This window comes from Devosia elaeis, from assembly GCF_001650025.1.
Lineage (GTDB): Bacteria > Pseudomonadota > Alphaproteobacteria > Rhizobiales > Devosiaceae > Devosia > Devosia elaeis.
Genome location: NZ_LVVY01000094.1, coordinates 1 through 16,025 on the forward strand (window position 1 = coordinate 1; position 16,025 = coordinate 16,025).

The following is a 16,025-nucleotide window of genomic DNA, read 5'->3' on the forward strand; positions in this document are numbered from 1 at the left end:
AAATCAGTAAACCACACTTCCTCCACACAAGCCCGAGGGTGACGAGCGGTGGGTGGGGGTGGTGCAGTGATCCGCTGATGGACCCCCACCCTCATTCCCTCCCCTCAAGGGGGAGGGAGGCGACGGGGCCGGGATTCCAGCTCAATGTGGACCGCTCTAGAACCTGACCTTGAGCCCGGCCGTGCCGGCGAGGTTGTAGCTGCCGCCGAAATTGACGAGGCTGGTATTGACGCCGACCTGGCCATGGACGGCGTATTCGTCGTCGCCCCAGGCATAGGTGCCGCCGATGCCGAGGCCGCCCCAGAGATTGTCCTGGGTGTTGACGAGCTCCACCCCCGAAACGTCGGTCCTGCTGTCGGGCAGAACGTCATAATAGAGATTGGCGATGCCGTAGGCATGGAGGCGGCTGGTCTCGCCGGCGGCATCGGTCCAGCTGTCCTGGTAATCGGCCGAAAGGCCCAGCCGGATAGCAAGGTCATTGCCCTCGGCCAGCGAAACGGCGGCGCCATAGGCGTCGGTAAAGCCGTCATAGCGGACATCGGAATAGGTTATCTGCGCCTGTGGCGTGATCGACCAGTTCGGCGCCAGCGCGATCCGCTGCCCGGCCTCGACGCCCAGGGCATAACCGAAGCCATTATTGCCCGAAACCAGGCTGGTGCCGGCGGTGGAGGACGAAAGAGCGCTGTCGTACCAGGTCACGTTCGCCTGGGCATCGAGGTAGAAGCCGCCCGAACCATACCAGGTCAGCGTGCCCCCCAGGCCATAGCCGGTGCTGCTGATCGAGCCGTTGCCGAACGTCGAGGTGACGTCGCCGGCAATAGAGCCCAATCGCGCCGAAACCCCGCCGACCAGATCGCCTTGCTCGGAGGAATGCAGCGGCCGGTCGACGCCGGCCTGCAATTGCCAGGTGCCGACATCGAAATCCGTGCCGGTGGTGGAGAACCGGGAATCGAGACTGGCGTGACGGCCGACCATGCGGCCCCAGATGCCGCTATCGGCCCCGGCCACCGCGGGCACGGCGCCGGTTTCGATCACACCGGTGGTCCAGGCGCGATTGCCAACACGCTGCTGCAGGGTTTCGAGCTCATTGAAACCTTGCAGCACGCCGGCATAGACCTCGTAGATCGGGGCGCCGGCCTGATAGAGCGGCCCGGTCGGCGTGGTTCCTTTGATCAGGGTCGACCGGAGATACCAGTCGCCGTCGGCCGGCGTGGTGACGCCGCCCTGGTGAAGACGATAGGCATAGGCGCCGGCGACCAAAGCCTGGTCCCCTTCGAAAATATAATCCCCCAGCAGCGAGAAATCGCCGCCGGAAAGGCCGCCGACTTCGACGATCTTGATGCCTTCATTGGTCTGCGCGCCGGCGCCGCCGAGATTGATGACGCGCACATTGGTGCTGCCGGCCGTATTGCCGGTGACGACCAAGAGGTCGGCGTCCGAATTGTCGTCACCCAGCACCGCCTCGATTTCGAGCAGGCCGCCATTGCCGAGATAATTGCCGGCGACGGTCAGCGTTCCGATAGAATTGCCCGGGGCGATCGTGCCGCCGCCAAAATTCGTCGTCGTTCCCACCCGGCCGATACCCTGCAATCTGCCGCCTATGGCCTCGAACGATCCGCCGAGCGTGCCATCGACCGAAAGAATGCCGTCATAAACCCTGGAGACGCCCGACAGGCCTGAACTATCGGCGCTGAGCGTGGTCTGCCCGGTGCCGACCTGCCAGACGCCACCCGTCCCGCTGACCGTGCCGCCAAAACCGACCGCGTCCGAGCGGTTGAAGGCCAAGACGCTACTATTGGCGACATCGCCCAGAATGCTGCCGCTCGTACCGCCATTGCCCAGTTGCAGGATGCCGTCGGCGATCGCCGTGCCGCCGCCATAATCATTGGCGCCGGTGATCGTCAGCGTGCCCAGCCCTTCCTTGATCAGGCCGCCCGCCCCGGTCAGGACGGGGGCGATGCCAATATCATGGCCATTGGTATCGATGAAACCGCCGCCGGTGCCGAGGGTGACCTGCTGGTTGCCGTAATTGGCGAAGAAATTACCATTGCTGCGGATGGCCCGAACCACGCCACCATCCACGGTGACATTTGCGGTGCCCATGCCGCCCAGGAAACCGCTGGTCTCCAGAACCCCGCGCGACCCCGGCGTACCCAGCACGTCCAGCGTGCCGCTGGCCGCGGCGTTCGATGTGCCGAGATAGACGCCGGCATTGGCATAGACCCGGCCGCCATCGTCGATGATCATCGCGCCAGCGCCATGATTGCCCAGGCTCAGGTTGTGGTCGGTCATCTCCCAGCTCGACGCCGGCCCAGACACGGTGACACTGCCGCGGCCGCCGGCCTCGGAGCCCACATAGCCCTAGTTGCTGACGACGCTGGCGCCGTCTTCGATGCGCAGAACGCCTTCGTCACCCCAGCCGACCGTCAACTGGCCTGGCATGGTCCAGGATGCGCCCGACTTGAGGATCACTTCGCCGCGGTCATAGAGGCCGATTACCGCATCGTCGCTCGCCAGAGTGGCACCGTACGAGGCCTCGACATAGCCAAGCCCGTCAATACCGACATTGATCCGCGCGCCGACCGCGACGTGACCGCCTGCCTCGACATTGAGCGTTCCCGTCCCCGGATATCCGATGTTCAGGCTTTCCCGGAGCGAGAGGGTGGACGCCGTGCCCGAACCATCCGCGCCCGTAACGGTCACGACGCCGACGCCGCCCGGGCCGGCCCCGATAGAGCCTGTCCCGCCGCTGACGAGCCCGCCAGCCTCAACATCGAGCGTTCCATGGCCTTCCTGCCCGATGACGACGTCACCACGATTGTCCCAGTGCGAATCCTGGCCGGAAACCGTCACGACGCCGACGCCAGCCCCATAAAGTCCCACGTAAGCGTTGGCATTGGCCAAGGTCGCGCCATTGAGGATGGTCAGGGTGCCGCTACCGGGACCGTTCACACCGATTTGCAGGTCGTCATCGCCATCGATCAAAGCGGGATCCGAAGGCGCGGCATCCCCGTTGATGGTGACTTGCGCCGATGCCGGCGAGAGCGTTGCCAGCGCCAGAACGAAGGGCGCGGCGGACAGGAGCAGAGATTGCCGAGACGGCAAAACTGCTCGCGACAAATGGCGTCTTTGCATGGAGACCGGGCTGAAATGCAATCAAACAATGCCCGATGGTGGGAAGACTATGTTTAATTATCCATTAAATTCCTGCTCGGACCGTATGGATATTTTAGAAATTGCCACGGTTTCGAGGGATTAGAGTATTTCGGGCATTGACGGAGGCGTTGCCGCTCTCACTCAATTTCGCTGTCATTGCCGGTCCTGTCCTGGCTATCCCGTCAGACCCGCCGCATCCCATGGACCACCGGGACAAGCCCGGTGGTGACGATGGTGGGAACAGCCCTTGCGCGGCCGATCTTCGTTTCGGATGCCGCTCGGCATTTCAGCGCGCATGGACGCCTAATGCAGGATCTGGCTGAGGAACAGCTTGGTGCGTTCGTGCTGGGGATTGGAGAAGAAGGCCTCGGGCTCGTTCTGCTCGATGATCTGGCCCTGGTCCATGAAGATCACGCGGTTGGCGACCTGGCGTGCGAAACCCATTTCATGGGTGACGCAGATCATGGTCATGCCTTCCTCGGCGAGGCTGATCATCACTTCCAGCACTTCCTTGACCATTTCCGGATCGAGGGCCGAAGTCGGCTCGTCGAACAGCATGATCCGGGGCTGCATGCAGAGCGAGCGGGCAATGGCCACGCGCTGCTGCTGCCCACCCGAGAGCTGGCCGGGATATTTGTTGGCCTGCTCGGGGATCTTCACCCGCTCCAGATAATGCATGGCCGTCGCTTCCGCCTCGACCTTGGGAATGCCGCGCACCCAGATGGGCGCGAGGGTCAGGTTCTGCAGGATGGTCAGGTGCGGGAACAGGTTGAAATGCTGGAACACCATGCCCACCTCGCGGCGCACCTCGTCGATGCGCTTGAGATCGGCGGTCAGCTCGGTGCCGTTGACGATGATCTGGCCTTCCTGGTGTTCTTCCAGGCGGTTGATGCAGCGGATCAGCGTCGACTTGCCCGAGCCCGACGGCCCGGCGATGACGATGCGCTCGCCCTTCATCACGCGCAGATTGATGTCGCGCAGCACGTGGAAATCGCCATACCATTTGTGCATGTCGATGACGTCGATGGCCACTTCGGTCGTGGAGACCTGCATATGGCGGGTATCGATGGAACGGTCGATCGTGGTTTCGGAAACCTGAGACATGGACGCTACCTCTTGTAGCCAGTGTTGAGACGGCGCTCCATGAAGATGGAGTAGCGGGACATGCCGAAGCAGAAGACCCAGAACACCATGCCGGCGAACAGATAGCCGGTGGTGGCCATATTGGCCGATTGCCATTCGATGGCGGAATCGTTCTTGGTCTTGACCGCTTCGAGCAGGTCTCTCATGCCGACGATGTAGACGAGCGACGTATCCTTGAACAGCGCGATGAAATTGTTCACGATGCCCGGGATTACGTGCTTGAGGGCCTGGGGCAGGATGATGAACCACATCCGCCGCCAATAGCCCAGGCCAAGCGCCGCCGCCGCTTCATATTGCCCCCGCGGAATGGCCTGGAGCCCGCCGCGCACCACTTCGGCCACATAGGCGGAGGTGAAGAGCGTGACGCCGACCAGGGCGCGCAGGAATTTGTCCACCGTGGTGCCCTGCGGCATGAACAGCGGCAGCATGACCGACGCCATGAACAGGATGGTGATCAGCGGCACGGCCCGGATCAGCTCGATGAACATCACGCAGGCCGTCTTGATGATCGGCAAGCTCGATTGCCGCCCCAGGGCCAGGACGATGCCTATGGGGAAGGACAGCGTGATGCCCACCACCGAGATGATGAGGGTGACGAGCAGCCCGCCCCATTGCTCGGTCGGCACCACGCGCAGCCCGAACATGCCCCCGGCCAGCAGGATATAGCTGACCACCGGATAGGCTATGAGCAGCAGCACGGCATTGAGCCGCTTATAGGGCACTTTGGGGATCAGCAGCGGCGCCAGGAGCAACGCGCCCAGCGCGAAGACCAGGTTGGGGCGCCAGAATTCCTGGGCGGGATAGAAGCCGTAAATGAAGAACTCCATCTCCGCGGCGATATAGGCCCAGCAGGCCCCCGCCGTTTCCACGCGGCAATCCTCCACCGTGCCCCCGGCCCAGACGGCATTGCCGAAGAAGAAGCCGTAGAGCGGCGGCACCACCCAGAGCAGGAAGGCGACGCCGAACACGGTGAGCACGGAATCGAGCGGGGTGGCGAAGAGGTTCTTCTTCATCCACGCGACGGCGCCGCTGGTGCGGACCGGCGCGGGCCGGGCCTCGACCATTTCGGATCGGACGAAACCAATGTCTGTCATGGCATCCTCCTACCGTTCCACCAGCTTCACCCGGGCATTGTACCAATTCATGATCGCCGAGGTGAGCAGGGAGAAAGTGAGATAGACCAGCATGACGATGGCGATGCATTCGATCGCGCGGCCGGTCTGGTTGAGCGAGGTGCCCGCGAAGACATTGACCAGCTCCGGATAGCCGATGGCCGCCCCGAGCGAGGAATTCTTCGTCAGGTTGAGATATTGGCTGGTCAGCGGCGGGATGATGACCCGCATGGCCTGGGGCACGATGACCAGGCGCAGGCGGTCCGCATCCTTGAGCCCGAGCGAAGCGGCCGCCTCGGTCTGGCCGTGATTGACCGCCTGGATGCCGGCGCGCACCGTCTCGGCGATGAAGGCCGCCGTATAGATGGTGAGCCCGAAGGCCAGCGCCACGAATTCCGGCGGCAATTGCAGCCCGCCGCGGAAATTGAAGCGCTCCAGGACCGGGATCTCGAAGGCGACGCTGGCGCCGCTGATCCAGAACACGAAAGCGGTGACGCCGAAGAGAATGGCAACCGAGGTCAAAAAGACCGGAAACCGCTGGCCGGTGGCTTCAAGGCGCTTCTTGGCCCAGTAGCGCAGCACCACGACGCCGATCACGGCCAGGGCGAGGCCAAGCCAGACGAAGCCGAACTGCTCGTCCGGTATCGGCCTGGGGATCATGATCCCGCGCTGGTTGATGAAGGAATCGAAGGGCAGCTCGAACGAGTTGCGCACGGCCGGCATGGCCTTGAGCACCGCGAAATACCAGAAGAAGAGCTGCAGCAGCAGCGGGATATTGCGGATGACTTCGATATAGATCGTCGCCAGGCTCGACACGATGAAATTGGTGCTGAGGCGGGCTATGCCGATGGTGAAGCCCAGAATGGTGGCGAAGAAGATGCCAACCACGGCCACCAGGACCGTATTGAGCAGGCCGACCAGGAAGGCTTCCCAATAATAGGAAGCCCGCGACCATGGCAGCAGCGAGAAGGAAATGTCGAAGCCGGCGGTGCGCCACAGGAAATCGAAGCCCGTGGTCTTGTTCTGCGCAGCCAGATTGGCCGCCGTATTGCCGATGATCCAGAGAATGAAGCTGATGATCAGGGCTGCGACCACGACCTGGTAGATGACCCCTCGGATCACCGGATCGTTGAAGAAGCTCGCCCTTGGGGCAGTTTGCTGCCCCGTATCGAGTGTCGTCATATGAAACTGTCCCTTAGCCGCAAAGAGCCGCTGCACGCCTGACCGGCGCGGCACGCGACGGAACAAAAAGACCGGCGCTCCATGTGGGAGCGCCGGCTCAATTCGTTCGGCCTAGCGGATCGGCGGGGCGTACTGGATGCCGCCGTCTCTCCAGAGCGCGTTCAGGCCGCGTTCCAGCCCGATCGGGGTGTCGGGACCGACATTGCGTTCATAGGTCTCGGCATAATTGCCGACCAGCTTGATGATCTGGTAGGCCCAGGCATTGTCGAGGCCGAGCGGGGCGCCGAATTCGCCTTCAACGCCGAGCAGGCGCTTGATGGCCGGGTTGTCGGAGCCGAGCTGCTCATCGACATTGGCCGAGCTGACGCCGAGCTCTTCGGCTTCGAGCAGCGCGAAATAGGTCCAGCGGGCAATGTTGAACCATTGCGTATCGCCAGCGCGCACCACGGGGCCGAGCGGCTCCTTGGAGATGATTTCGGGCAGGATGATGTGATCGTCCGGATTGGCGAACTTAGAGCGTTCGGCGGCCAGGGCCGAGGAATCGGTGGTGTAGACGTCGCAGCGGCCGTCTTCATAGGCCTTCACCACTTCGTCCTGGTCGACGAAGACCACGGTGTTGAATTCCATGCCATTGGCGGCGAAGTAGTCCGCCGCGTTCAGCTCGGTGGTGGTGCCGGATTCGATACAGATGGCGGCGCCGCTGAGGTCGAGCGCGGATTCGATGCCGTCTTCCACGCGGACCATGAAGCCCTGGCCGTCATAGAACATGGTGCCGACAAAGCTGATGCCCAATTGGGTATCGCGGCTCATCGTCCAGGTCGTGGTGCGCGAGAGCACGTCCACTTCGCCGGCGGACAGGGCGGTGAACCGCTCCTGGCTGGTGAGCGAGGTGAAACGGACGGCATCGGCATCGTTGAAGATGGCGGCGGCCATGGCGCGGCAATAGTCGACTTCGATGCCGGTCCACACATTGTTGGAATCGGGAGCGGAGAAGCCGGCCACACCGCCGGTCACGCCGCACTGGATGTATCCCTTGGCCTTCACGTCATCGAGAATGGCCGCTTGTGCGGCCGTCGCGCCGAGGCCCAGCGAGGCCGCGACTGCGATCGATACGAACGCTTTTTGCATTTATTTGCCTTTTTGTTTCCTGACCCAGTGTTCGGAGCCTATCTCGTTTGCCGAGGCTCCGACCGCACCACCGCTTTGTTGACGGTTTGGATGCTGCTAAGCATGCAAACCTCTATCGTCGCACAACGTCAAGGGTGTTTGGCGCGTTGGGACAGGAAAGCTGTCGCTTTATTAGACAGACTTCCTCAAATGATTTCTTTTTGAGCATCGAGCTTCCCATGAATGACCACAAAATCAGCAATTCGCCGGCCTCTTCCATTGAAACACTACTGACTCATGACGGCCGGGAGCCCGATGAGCAATTTGGATTTGTGAACACGCCGGTCTATCGCGGCTCCACAATTCTGTTCAAAACGCTGGCCGACCTGGAGAGCGCGCAGCAGCGTTTCCTCTATGGCCGCGCCGGCAATCCCACGACGGAAAGCGTGGAAGCGGTGGTGAACGCGCTGGAAGGCGCCCATCGCACCAAGCTGGTGCCGTCCGGCCTGGCGGCGATCACCATCGCCCTTCTGGCCTGCGTCAAGACCGGCGACGACGTGCTGATCACCGACAGCGCCTATGAGCCGGGTCGCAAATTCGCTGACGGCTACCTGGAGCGCATGGGGGTCAGCGTCCGCTATTTCGATCCCCATATCGGCACCGGGCTGACCGAATTGATGCGGCCCAATACCAGGGCCGTGCTGGCCGAAAGCCCCGGTTCGCTGACCTTCGAAGTGCAGGACATCGCCGTGCTGGCCGAAGCGGCGCATGCCGGCGGGGCGCGGCTTATCGTGGACAATAGCTGGGCCACCCCGCTCTATCACCGTCCGCTGGCGCTGGGCGCCGATATCGTCGTTCATGCGGCGACCAAGATGTTCGTGGGCCATTCCGACGTCATGGCCGGCACCATTTCGACCACGGAGGAAGCCTGGCCCGATGTGGACCGCATCCGCACCCTGCTCGGCTTCTTCGCCTCGGGTGACGACGCCTTTCTCGTCGCGCGCGGCCTGCGCACGCTGTCCATCCGCATGGCGGCACACCAGGAGCGGGCCCTGGACATCGCGGCCTGGCTCGAAACGCAGGATGCGGTGACCCAGGTGCTGCACCCTGCCTTGCCCAGCCATCCCGACCATGCCATCTGGAAAAAGAACTTCACCGGTTCGGGCAGCCTGTTCGGCTTCGTGCTGAAGCCCGCGTCCCGGGATGCGGTGGCCGCCTTCGTCGACCATCTGCAGCTCTTCGGCATGGGCTATTCCTGGGGAGGCTACGAGAGCCTCTGCCTGCCGGTAAAGCCGGGCAAGGCGCGCACGGTCAACCCCTGGACGCGGGACGGCAATCTGTTCCGGGTCCATATCGGCCTCGAGGGCGTGGACGATCTCAAGGCCGACCTGTCCGCCGCGCTCGAGCGCTATTCGGCCGTCCGCTGAAACAATTGGCGCAGGCCGCCCAGCGGCTTGCGCACAATGCGGCCATCGGGCTGCCGCTCGAAGAGCCAGCCTTTGCGGGCGAAGAAATTGCGCACCAGGTAGGCTCCCAGCATGCCCACCACGATGCCGGCGAACACATCGGTGGGATAATGCGCGCCAACCGGCACCCGCGACATGGCCACCACCACCCCGATCACCAGCAGGACGGGAAAGAGACGCGGCCAGACAAAGCCGAAGGCAAAGGCGGTGGCGACGGCCGTGGCGGAATGGCCGCTGGGAAAGCTCTGGAACGTCCAGTCGTTGAAGATGTTTTCGAACGAGAAGGCGCCAGCCGCATCGAATTCGCTCGGCCGGCCGCGCCCGATAATGCGCTTGAGCAGATTGGTCATGAGGCCCGGCACGCCCACCCCGAGAAAGATGAAGGCCGACACCAGGGCCGCTTCGCCACTGGCCTGCCGCCACACGCCCCGCATCGGAAACATGGCCAGCCGCAGCAGGATCATCAGCGCCAGGCTGGGAATCAGGACCCAGTCCGACAGGCCATAATCGGTGATGAAGAAGAAGGGCGCGCGCCACTGATCCGGCCAGCCTATGGCCCCGCGCGAGGCGGCGACGTCAATGGTGGCGAGCAGGCCCAATATGGCCAGCATCGCCACCAGGAAAAGTGGCCAGGAGGAGCGGCTGAGGCCGAGCGGCCAGGGTTTTTGCAGGTCGAACATGGCGTTTCTTGTCCCCTGCCCCAGGAGCCTCGTCAAGTGCGGGGAGACGCCGCAACCGGCCTTGCCCTTTCACCCCGAACGCGCTAACGGAAAGGCGCGACGTCGGAGTGTAGCTCAGCCTGGTAGAGCACCGGTTTTGGGAACCGGGGGTCCAAAGTTCGAATCTTTGTACTCCGACCATTCGCATCGTGTTGAGGACCTTGCATGAAAGCCCGCATCTATCGCCCCGCCCGCAATGCCATGCAGTCCGGCAAGGGCAAGTCCAGGAGCTGGCTTCTGGTGTTCGAGCCGGAAGTGCCGCGCAGCATCGATCCGCTCATGGGCTATACGAGCAGCACCGACATGGCCCAGCAGGTCCGGCTCTCCTTCGAGACGCAGGAAGAAGCCGAGGCCTATGCGCAGCGCAACGGCATTCCCTATGACGTGCAGCCCGCCCATGATCCCACGCCCAAGCGCGTGAGCTATCCGGACAATTTCCGCTCCGACCGCAAGACGCCCTGGACGCATTAGGCCACCCGTTCTCACGATTTGATTCCGTTTGGCGCCGCAAGAGATTGCGGCGCTTTGCTTTTTGGCATTACCTTTCCCGCCGAGTGTAGAAGAAAGGCACGACATGCATTCCCGCCGACTGATTGCCTCTCTGGCCGCGCTGCTGCTGAGCGCCGGCTCCGCCCACGCCGCCCCGGCAATGTGGAAGATCAGCGACGGAGACAGCGCCGTCTGGCTGTTCGGATCCGTGCATCTGTTGCCGCCCTGGGCAGAATGGCGCACGGGCAATCTGGACAAGGTCATGTCCAAGGTCGACCGCGTCTATTTCGAGACCGATATCAGCGTCGAAGCCCAGATGGGCATCGCCGATCTCAGCTATGAACTCGGGTTCAGCCGCGATGGACGCCTGCTGAGCGAAAAGATCGGGCCTGAACTGACCGATGCCTTGCGGGAGAAAGCTGCGCAATACGACATGCCCATGCCGATGCTGCTGACCATGGAGCCCTGGTTGGCCGCAACCACCATTTCGATGGGCGTCGCCGCGGCCATCGGCTACGAACCTGCTCTCGGGGTCGAAATGGTTCTGAGCGAAGAACTATCGGCCGAGCGCAAAGGCTTCCTGGAAACGCCGGAGGAGCAGCTCGGCTTCCTCGCCGGCGGTGACCTGGACGCGCAAATCGCCATGTTGCGGGCGACATTGGAGACCATGGACGTGATGTCCAGCGACATTGGCGCCATGGTCAATGCCTGGATCGCGGGGGAGCCGGAGCTGCTGGGCGACATTTTCAATGCACAGATGGGCGATTACGACGCTGGCATGGTCGAGCAGCTGATCGACATGCGCAATCACAATTGGGTCGAGCAGATCGAAGCCATGCTCGAGCGCAATGAATCGGCGCTGCTGGTGGTGGGCGCGGCCCATCTGGCGGGCGATGTCAGCGTGGTAAAATTGCTGGAAGAGCGTCGATTTACCAGCGAGCGGGTGCAGTAGAAGCGGTTCGCTCAAGAGACAGCGCTTGTTTAGGCATCAATGCCTGAATTCCCCGCGAGGTCATCCCCGCGAAAGCGGGGACCTCTGTTACAGATGTAAGGATGGCAACAGGGTTCCCGCTTTCGCGGGAATGACCTGGTGGATGGGAAAGCGCCAAATAGGCGCTTCCCTCAGAAGGAAGGGCGAGAAGCAACCGCCCTGACCGCTCAGACGTCGCTGAGCCTGGTCCACTTGCTGTCGTTCTGGCTCGACTGCACCGAAGCCACGATGAACTGCATGCCTTCCACGCCATCGGCCAGGCTCGGGAGCAGGGCTTCGAAATCGCCACCCTCGCCGCGGATGACGGCGGCGAACTGGCTGTAGATGGTGGCGAAGGCTTCCAGATACCCTTCCGGATGGCCCGACGGAATGCGGACATTCATGGAGGCGGCCGGCGGCACCGAGATGGAACCGCCACGGGTCAGCAATTGCTTGGGCTTACCGAATTCGGTGAACCACATGTAGTTCGGATTGTCCTGGCGCCATTCCAGACCGCCCTTGTCGCCATAAACGCGCAATTGCAGCCCGTTCTCGCAACCGACGGCCACCTGGCTGGCCCAGAGCATGCCCTTGGCCCCGCCCTCGAAGCGCAGCATGATATGGACATTGTCGTCCAGTTGGCGGCCCGGCACGAAGGCGGTGAGGTCGGCCGAAACCGCCTCGGTCTTGAGGCCGGTGACGAAGCGGGCGAGATTATAGGCATGGGTGCCGATATCGCCGATGGCGCCGCCGGCGCCGGAACGGGCCGGGTCGGTGCGCCAGGACGCCTGCTTGTTCTCTTCGCCGGTGGCCTCGGTGAGCCAATCCTGCGGATATTCGGCCTGGACGACCCGGATTTTGCCGAGCGCGCCGGACGCCACCAGTTCACGCGCCTGCCGGATCAGTGGATAGCCGGTATAATTGTGAGTCAGCAGGAATTTCGCGCCATTCTTCGGCTGGATCTGCGCCAGCTTGCGGGCATCATCCAGCGTCGAGGTCAGCGGCTTGTCGCAGATGACGTGGATGCCCGCTTCGAGGAAAGCCTTTGCGGGCCCGAAATGCATATGGTTCGGCGTCACGATGGAAACGGCCTGGATGCCGTCCGGACGGGCCGCCTCGGCCTTGGCCATCTCTTCGTAGGACGTATAGATGCGGTCCTCGGCCAGGCCCAGGTTCTTGCCGGATTCTTTGGCCACGTCGGGGCGCGACGACAGGGCGCCGGCCACCAGTTCGTAATCCCCGTCCAGCCGGGCGGCGATGCGGTGCACATAGCCGATAAAGGCCCCCGTGCCGCCACCGACCATGCCCAGGCGAATGCGCTTCGCGCCATTTTCAGCCATTTTTATTTCCTCTTCCCGTGCTCTCGTCCACCGTCATTGCCCGGCTTGTCCGGGCAATCCATGGACCACCGGGACAAGCCCGGTGGTGACGATGAACTGGACATTTACGATTACGAAAGGCCCAGCATCTTGCGATTGGCCGCCTGATCGGTGCCGCCCGAGGCGAAATCGTCGAAGGCCTTTTCGGTGACGCGGATGATATAGCTCTGGATGAGCTCGGCGCCCTCGCGGGCCCCGTCCTCGGGATGCTTGAGCGCGCATTCCCATTCCAGCACGGCCCAGCCCTTGAAATCATTGGCCGCCATCTTGGCGAAAATGGCCGGGAAATCGACCTGGCCGTCGCCGATGGAACGGAAGCGCCCTGCCCGGTTCACCCAGGACTGGAAGCCGCCATAGACGCCCTGCCGGCCCGTGGGATTGAACTCGGCATCCTTCACGTGGAAGGCCTTGATGCGATCCTTGTAGATGTCGATGTAGTCGAGATAATCGAGCTGCTGCAGCACGAAATGGCTCGGATCGTAGAGCAGGTTGGCGCGCGGATGGTTCTTCACGCGGTCAAGGAACATTTCGTAGGAAATGCCGTCGTGCAGGTCCTCGCCCGGATGGATTTCGTAGCAGACATCGACCCCGGCCTCGTCGAAGGCATTGAGGATCGGGGTCCAGCGGCGGGCAAGCTCGTCGAAGGCTTCCTCGACCAGGCCCGCGGGGCGCTGCGGCCAGGGATAGATATAGGGCCAGGCCAGCGAGCCGGAGAAGGTGGCATGGGCGTTGAGGCCGAGATTCTTCGATGCCTTGGCGGCATTCATCAGGGTCTGCACGGCCCATTCCTGCCGCGCCTTGGGATTGTTGTGCACCGAGGCCGGGGCAAAACCGTCGAAGGCGGTGTCATAGGCGGGATGCACGGCGACGAGCTGGCCCTGGAGATGGGTCGAAAGCTCGGTGATCTCCAGCCCATGGCTGTTGACGATCCCCTTGATCTCGTCGGCATAGGTCTTTGAATTCGCGGCCTTTTCGAGATCGATGAAGCTCGATACCCAGGTCGGGATCTGGACGCCCTTATAGCCGAGCCCAGCGGCCCAGCGACAGATATTGTCGAGATTGTCGAATGGCGCCGTGTCGCCCGCGAACTGGGCGAGAAAAATGGCGGGGCCCTTGAGCGTGGTGGCCATAGATTTCTCCTCATGTGGCCCCGCGCACCGCATCTGCCGGGGCTTGTTCTTGTGGCTGCGGAACGGGTGTCCGCATGAATGACGGGCGGCGATCGCTCGCCGCCCTGACATGTTACGCACTAGTGTTGACCGGCGCAAAGAGCCTGTCAATGAGGTACGTCCATCAGGCCTTGAGCAAGGCCTGGGCGTCCTCGATGCCGAGGGCGCGGGGCCGCTCGCAACTGGTCTGCAGGGTCAGCACCTGTCCGGTCTCGCCCGCCTTGAGCAGGCCGGTCATCACCTCGACCACGTGCAGCGCCACGTCGAGGTCGCAACGGGCGACCTGTCCGGTTTCCAGCGACTGCATCATGTCGGCCAGGCCGGCGCAGCGGTAATTGGCGCGCGGATTGTCCTTGTCGAGATCCTGGTTCGGCTTACCGAAGGGATGGTTCCAGGGAGTGACCGGGCTGCGGGCGCCGTCGATGGCCGCCGTCACCAGGTCGCCGCCGAAGAAATTCGGATCGGGAACGAAGATGGAGCCGTCAGTGCCGTAAAGCTCGATATTGTGGTGGCCATGGGCCGCCACGTCCCAACTCGCGCCGATGGTGATGATGGCGCCGGAATGGAATTCGAGCACACCATGGATCGTGGTCGGGGTGCCGACCTTGATGACGCTGCCCTTATAGGGGCCCTCGGCGGTGACGACGCGCTCGCTGCGCGCCATGTTGGTGAAAGCCGAGAGGCGCTTGACCGGGCCGAGCAGATGCACGAGGTCGGTGATGTAATAGGGACCGAGATCGAGGATCGGCCCGCCGCCCGGCTGGAAGAAGAAATCCGGGTTCGGATGCCAATGCTCCATGCCTCGGCTCATCACGTGCGTGGTGCCGCTCATGATCTTGCCCAGCTTGCCGCTATCGATGATCTCGCGGGCCTGCTGATGGGCGCCGCCCAGGAAGGTATCCGGCGCCGAGCCCACCTTGAGGCCGCGCTCGACCGCCGCCTTGCGCAGGGCCAGCCCCTCCTCCACGCTCAGCACGAAGGGCTTTTCCGAATAGGAATGCTTGCCCGCCGAGATGATGTCCATCGACACCTTGTAATGGGTCGAGGGGATGGTGAGGTTGACGATGACGTCCAGCTCGCTGTTCTTGAGCAATTCGTCCGGGGTCTGGGCCGCCACGCCGAATTCCTCGGCGCGCTTCTGGGCCGCCTCGGGAATGATATCGGCGACGGCGCGCACCTCGATCCCCTTGAACAGGGGCGCGAGGCGCAGATAGGCAGCCGAAATATTGCCGGCACCCATGATGCCGACGCCATAGGTCTTTGCCATCTTTTAGGCTCCGAAGCTCTTGAGGGTGTCCATGGAGCGGCGAGCAAAGCGGATGGCATCGCTCGGCTTGTCGTGCTCCAGCACGAAGAAGCGGGCCTTGGTCTTGGCCTTGACGTCGGCGATCAGCGTCTTCCAATCCAGCGTGCCATGGCCGACATCGGCCCAGCCGTCTTCGTCGGCGTTCTGGCCGGCCGGCGCGATGTCCTTCACATGGACGGCGGTGATCCGGCTGCCGAGCTTGTCGAGCCAGGCGATCGGATCTTCATTGGCCTTCACCACCCAGGCGAGGTCCATTTCCCATTGCAGGTCCGGCGACGCGTCGAGAATGATCTCCATCGGCGTCTTGCCATTGGCGTCCTTGACGAATTCCCAGTGATGGTTGTGGTAGCCGAAGCCCTTGCCCGCCGCCTTGAACGCGGCCGCGATGCGGGCCAGGCCCTGCGCGAATCCGGCCCAGTCGCCCTTGCCGTTGCGATAATCTTCGGAGGGCGGCGCCGGGCAGTAGACCGTCTCGATGCCCACCTGCTCGACAATGCGCAGCGCGGCATCGGTGTCTTCAAGCTGGCCGTAGCCCATATGGGCGGTCGGCATGGTCAGGCCGGCATTGCGGAGGCTCTGCGACAGCGCGGCCGGATCGGCGAACTGGCCGCCCCAGCCTTCGACCTGCTTGTAGCCCAGGCCAGCAAGCGTCTTGAGGGTGTCATCCAGCGACGCCTCGTTGCGCGCGCTGTACATCTGATAGGAATAGTCCATTTCGGCCTCGTTGTGTTGGGATGCGGCCCCGCATCGGCCACCCGAGTAAACCGTTCGATCGGCTTAGTCGCGCAGCTTCGTCAGGCCCATCACCGCAAAGGTAAGTTTGTCGG

14 protein-coding genes and 1 tRNA gene are annotated in these 16,025 nt (G+C 63.0%); 4 read left to right on the forward strand and 11 right to left on the reverse strand.

The features are described 5' to 3' along the window. Nucleotides 1-156 precede the first annotated feature (156 nt). The 6 genes from A3840_RS12615 to A3840_RS12635 form a co-directional block, all read right to left on the reverse strand. Nucleotides 157-2,355 (reverse strand): autotransporter family protein, encoded by a 2,199-nt coding sequence (locus A3840_RS12615; protein ID WP_281180580.1) that lies wholly within the window; start codon nucleotides 2,353-2,355, stop codon nucleotides 157-159. 6 nt (nucleotides 2,356-2,361) lie between these two features. Beyond that, nucleotides 2,362-3,156 carry a hypothetical protein gene (locus tag A3840_RS20045; RefSeq protein WP_245676614.1) on the reverse strand — a complete coding sequence of 265 codons (795 nt, stop codon included), beginning with the start codon at nucleotides 3,154-3,156 and terminating at the stop codon, nucleotides 2,362-2,364. Between the two features lie 303 nt (nucleotides 3,157-3,459). Continuing rightward, entirely contained in the window at nucleotides 3,460-4,260 is an 801-nt protein-coding gene (locus A3840_RS12620) for an amino acid ABC transporter ATP-binding protein (protein WP_067457226.1), read from the reverse strand. Between the two features lie 5 nt (nucleotides 4,261-4,265). Beyond that, the gene (locus A3840_RS12625) at nucleotides 4,266-5,393 is read right to left on the reverse strand and encodes an amino acid ABC transporter permease (protein WP_067457229.1); all 1,128 of its coding nucleotides are present in this window, start codon (nucleotides 5,391-5,393) and stop codon (nucleotides 4,266-4,268) included. Between the two features lie 9 nt (nucleotides 5,394-5,402). Beyond that, nucleotides 5,403-6,593 carry an amino acid ABC transporter permease gene (locus tag A3840_RS12630; RefSeq protein ID WP_067457232.1) on the reverse strand — a complete coding sequence of 397 codons (1,191 nt, stop codon included), beginning with the start codon at nucleotides 6,591-6,593 and terminating at the stop codon, nucleotides 5,403-5,405. 111 nt (nucleotides 6,594-6,704) lie between these two features. Beyond that, on the reverse strand, nucleotides 6,705-7,721 hold the full coding sequence (locus A3840_RS12635) for an amino acid ABC transporter substrate-binding protein (RefSeq protein WP_067457234.1): 1,017 nt from the start codon (nucleotides 7,719-7,721) through the stop codon (nucleotides 6,705-6,707). A 218-nt stretch (nucleotides 7,722-7,939) separates the two neighbouring features. Here A3840_RS12635 and metC point away from each other — a divergent pair, with 218 nt between their 5' ends. Next, complete coding sequence (gene metC / locus A3840_RS12640) at nucleotides 7,940-9,127, forward strand: cystathionine beta-lyase (RefSeq protein ID WP_067457237.1); 1,188 nt, start codon at nucleotides 7,940-7,942, stop codon at nucleotides 9,125-9,127. Here metC and A3840_RS12645 read toward each other — a convergent pair. Then, nucleotides 9,109-9,846, reverse strand: coding sequence for a phosphatase PAP2 family protein (locus tag A3840_RS12645; RefSeq protein WP_067457240.1), 738 nt, complete (start codon nucleotides 9,844-9,846; stop codon nucleotides 9,109-9,111). The two genes, metC and A3840_RS12645, sit on opposite strands and share 19 nt — an antisense overlap. 103 nt (nucleotides 9,847-9,949) lie before the next feature. Between A3840_RS12645 and A3840_RS12650 the strand changes: the two genes are divergently transcribed. The 3 genes from A3840_RS12650 (at nucleotide 9,950) to A3840_RS12660 (ending at nucleotide 11,326) form a co-directional block, all read left to right on the forward strand. Continuing rightward, a tRNA-Pro gene (locus A3840_RS12650) sits at nucleotides 9,950-10,026 on the forward strand. Between the two features lie 24 nt (nucleotides 10,027-10,050). Further along, nucleotides 10,051-10,356, forward strand: coding sequence for an ETC complex I subunit (locus A3840_RS12655; protein ID WP_067457244.1), 306 nt, complete (start codon nucleotides 10,051-10,053; stop codon nucleotides 10,354-10,356). 103 nt (nucleotides 10,357-10,459) lie between these two features. Beyond that, the gene (locus A3840_RS12660) at nucleotides 10,460-11,326 is read left to right on the forward strand and encodes a TraB/GumN family protein (RefSeq protein WP_067457247.1); all 867 of its coding nucleotides are present in this window, start codon (nucleotides 10,460-10,462) and stop codon (nucleotides 11,324-11,326) included. A gap of 206 nt (nucleotides 11,327-11,532) precedes the next feature. Here the strand turns inward: A3840_RS12660 and A3840_RS12665 are convergent, their stop codons facing one another. The 4 genes from A3840_RS12665 to A3840_RS12680 form a co-directional block, all read right to left on the reverse strand. Continuing rightward, nucleotides 11,533-12,684, reverse strand: coding sequence for a Gfo/Idh/MocA family protein (locus A3840_RS12665; RefSeq protein ID WP_067457250.1), 1,152 nt, complete (start codon nucleotides 12,682-12,684; stop codon nucleotides 11,533-11,535). Nucleotides 12,685-12,794: 110 nt separating this feature from the next. Continuing rightward, the gene (locus A3840_RS12670) at nucleotides 12,795-13,853 is read right to left on the reverse strand and encodes a sugar phosphate isomerase/epimerase family protein (RefSeq protein ID WP_067457253.1); all 1,059 of its coding nucleotides are present in this window, start codon (nucleotides 13,851-13,853) and stop codon (nucleotides 12,795-12,797) included. 163 nt (nucleotides 13,854-14,016) lie between these two features. Then, nucleotides 14,017-15,159, reverse strand: coding sequence for a Gfo/Idh/MocA family protein (locus A3840_RS12675; protein ID WP_067457256.1), 1,143 nt, complete (start codon nucleotides 15,157-15,159; stop codon nucleotides 14,017-14,019). 3 nt (nucleotides 15,160-15,162) lie between these two features. Then, nucleotides 15,163-15,912 carry a sugar phosphate isomerase/epimerase family protein gene (locus A3840_RS12680; RefSeq protein WP_067457259.1) on the reverse strand — a complete coding sequence of 250 codons (750 nt, stop codon included), beginning with the start codon at nucleotides 15,910-15,912 and terminating at the stop codon, nucleotides 15,163-15,165. Nucleotides 15,913-16,025: the final 113 nt, after the last annotated feature.